Source organism: Frankia sp. AgKG'84/4, from assembly GCF_023242965.2.
GTDB lineage: Bacteria > Actinomycetota > Actinomycetes > Frankiales > Frankiaceae > Frankia.
The window spans coordinates 1-2,777 of record NZ_JALKFU020001164.1 but is presented as its reverse complement, the minus strand read 5'-3'; the positions used below and the strand labels follow the sequence as shown (position 1 = coordinate 2,777).

The window sequence follows — 2,777 nt, the reverse complement described above, 5'->3', positions numbered from 1 at the left end:
GCGACCGGCAGGGTGAGGCGCAGCGAGCCGATCGTCCCGTGCCGGCCGGCCAGCGCCGCGCCGACCTGCCCGCCGGCCATGAAGCCGACGGCGTTCGCGGCGAACAGCACGCCGAACACCGTCGTCGACACCCCGTAGGCGTGCGAGAGCACGAACGACGAGTTCGACACGTAGGAGAACATCGCGCCGTAGGCGAGGCCGACAACCAGGGCCGGTGCGAGGAAGGCGCCGTCGGAACCGACGGCGGCGTAGGCGCGCGCCGTCGTCTTCGGGCGCAGTCGCATCCGGCGCTCCGGCGGCAGCGTCTCGCGGATCGCCGCCGCGCTGCCGACGGCGAGCACCGTGCCGATCGCCGCCAGCACCGCGAAGATCCCCCGCCAGTCGGTGACCACCAGCAGGGCGCTGCCCAGGTTCGGCGCAATGATCGGCGTCAGGCCGCTGACCAGGGCCATCCGGGCGAACAGCCGGACCAGCCGCTGGCCGTCGGCGACGTCGCGGATGATCGCGCGGGCGATCGTCATCCCGAACCCGGCGAAGATCCCCTGCGCGAGGCGCAGCCCGGCGAGTACCGACACGCCCCACGCCGCCGCGCAGAACGCCGAGGTCACGCAGTACAGCGCCAGCGCGGTGACCAACGGCCGGCGCCGCCCGAAGGCATCGGCCAACGGCCCGGCGATGACCTGGCCGAGCGCGATGCCGACCACGCAGGCGGTCATCGTCAGCTGGATCGACGACTGGGTGGTGGTGAGGTCCGTGGCCATCCGCGGCAGGCCCGGCAGGTGCACGCTCATCGAGAACGGGCCCAGGCCGGTCATCGCGCCGAGCAGGATCAGCGCGGGAACGCTGATCCGGCCATGGCGTTGCGGGTCGGCGGCGGCGGCGGCGGTGGCTGCGGCGGTGGCGGTGGCGGTGGCCGCGGTCGTGGTGTGGGTGGTGTCGGCGTCGGTGGCGTCCGTGGAGGAGGTCAAGCGACGTTCTCCCGGCGCGCGGCGGTCGTCCGGTCGGCCGGGGCCGCGCCGGGCGGTCCGGCCACCGACGACAGCGCGACCCGGTCGCCGCGGTAGTACGTGTAGCTGACCTCGCGGGGATGCCCGGAACGGTCCCGGACCAGCACCTCACGCAGCAGCGCGGGGGAGCCCTTCTCGACGCCGAGCAGCCGGGCGGTGCGCTCCTCGCAGGGCACGGCCTCGACGACGGTCTCGGCCGTGCCCAGCGGCGCGCCGAACAGCCGCCGGAACAGCGGGCCGTAGCTGAGCGGACGCCGGTCGATCGCCACGACCTCGGCGAAGTAGCGCTCCGCGCCCATCAGCATCGGGACGTAGCCGGTGCGCACGAACACCGGCACTCCGTCGAGGCGGAACAGCTGCTCGGTCATCAGCACATCCGGGTCGCTGATCTCCAGCCGGTCGCGCAGGCCGGCGGTCGCCGGGACGGCGCAGTGGGCCAGTTCCTCGATCTGCAGCCGGTGCCACTGCTGGGCATCGCTGATCTCCGGCGGGAGCACCTCGCCGGCGGGGATCTGCCAGATCTGGTGGCTGACGGCGGTGCCGCGCCGCGGCGCCCGGCTGAGCAGCCCCTCCTCCGCGAGCATCGACAGGGCCCGGCGCACCGAGTTGCGGCTGATGCCCAGGGAGTCGATGAGCCGGTTCTCCGCGAGCGCGTCCGGTTCGAGCTCCCCGGCCCGCAGGCTCGCCCGGATCAGCTCGTACGCGCGGCGCGGTGAGGTGTGCAGTGTGCGTGGCTCGGCCCGCTCGCGGCGGGCGCGGCCGAACTCGACGCGGCACTTCTCGATCTCGGCGTACCTGTCGGACGCGATCATCCCGGGCACCGTCCCTCTCTGCGACAACCGCCTGCTCTGCCACGACTGCCCGGCGCGGCCGGGCCTCTCGAGCCACCGCTGGGCACACGCTCTGTGTTCATCGTCCGGGAGGGTCGGGTCTCCGGGCAGTCGAGCCACTGATGGCCACTACTCCCTGGCTGTCCACTGTATACGAGTCGAGGAAGACTGCGGGGGAGTTCGCGAGGGATGAGGGGTGCCTCGCGGGACGAAACATGCCTGTCACCTGCACTTTTCACGGCGGGTAGTTGCGTCTCGGGATTTCCCCTCTAGTATTCGGTATACAGTAGCCGAACTGCCGGAGAGGGAGTGGCTGTGAGCGTGGTGGACGACCCCGATCTCCTGCCAACGGTTCGACCACCGATCGTGACGATCGCGTTTGATCACATCGTGCTCGCGGTGGAGGATCCCGAGCGGTCGGTGCGCTGGTGGGTGGAGCGGTTCGGGATGCGGACCCACCGGCTGGAGCAGTGGCGCCGCGGCGAGGCGCCCTTCCCCTCGGTGGAGGTCGCCCCCGGAGTGATCATCGATCTCGACGCGCGCACCCCCCGGACCGGGCCAGGCCGCAACGTCCATCACTTCTGCCTGGTCATCGAGCCCTGCGACCTGGTGGAGCTGGCCGCGTCCGGAACGTTCGACGTGGTCGGGGGCCCGTTCCACCGCTACGGCGCACACGGCAACAGCGACCTGCTCTACATCCGCGACCCCGACGGCAACGTCGTGGAGCTGCGTCACTACGGTCCCTCCCAACTGGATGGCCCGTGCTGACGCCGGGCCAGGCGGCCAAGACAGCTCATGCGACTGGCCCGGTCGGGCCAGCTGGTACCGACGGGCCATGGCTGGGGGATGCGGTCGGGCTCGTCGAAGAGTTCCGCGCCGGCCGGCGCGGTCCGCGCGACGAGGTGGCCGCCGTGCTCGCCGCGGTGGCGGGCTCCGGGCT

3 protein-coding genes are annotated in these 2,777 nt (G+C 72.4%); 1 reads left to right on the top strand and 2 read right to left on the bottom strand.

The genetic code is table 11. From position 1 onward, the window contains the following. Both MXD58_RS28215 and MXD58_RS28210 read right to left on the bottom strand, forming a co-directional pair. The coding region (locus tag MXD58_RS28215) for a Bcr/CflA family efflux MFS transporter (RefSeq protein WP_250611203.1) at positions 1–968 on the bottom strand (968 nt) is incomplete at its 3' end. Beyond that, entirely contained in the window at positions 965–1,819 is an 855-nt protein-coding gene (locus tag MXD58_RS28210) for a GntR family transcriptional regulator (protein WP_248836571.1), read from the bottom strand. The genes MXD58_RS28215 and MXD58_RS28210, both read right to left, overlap by 4 nt. Positions 1,820–2,152: 333 nt before the next feature. Here MXD58_RS28210 and MXD58_RS28205 point away from each other — a divergent pair, with 333 nt between their 5' ends. Next, a complete protein-coding gene (locus MXD58_RS28205) occupies positions 2,153–2,605 on the top strand; it encodes a VOC family protein (protein ID WP_248836572.1) in 453 nt (150 codons plus the stop codon). Positions 2,606–2,777 lie beyond the last annotated feature (172 nt).

Coding starts and splice junctions, on each gene's coding strand:
- MXD58_RS28210 (WP_248836571.1), bottom strand. CDS start 1,819: ATGATCGCGTCCGACAGGTACGCCGAGATCGAGAAGTGCCGCGTCGAG.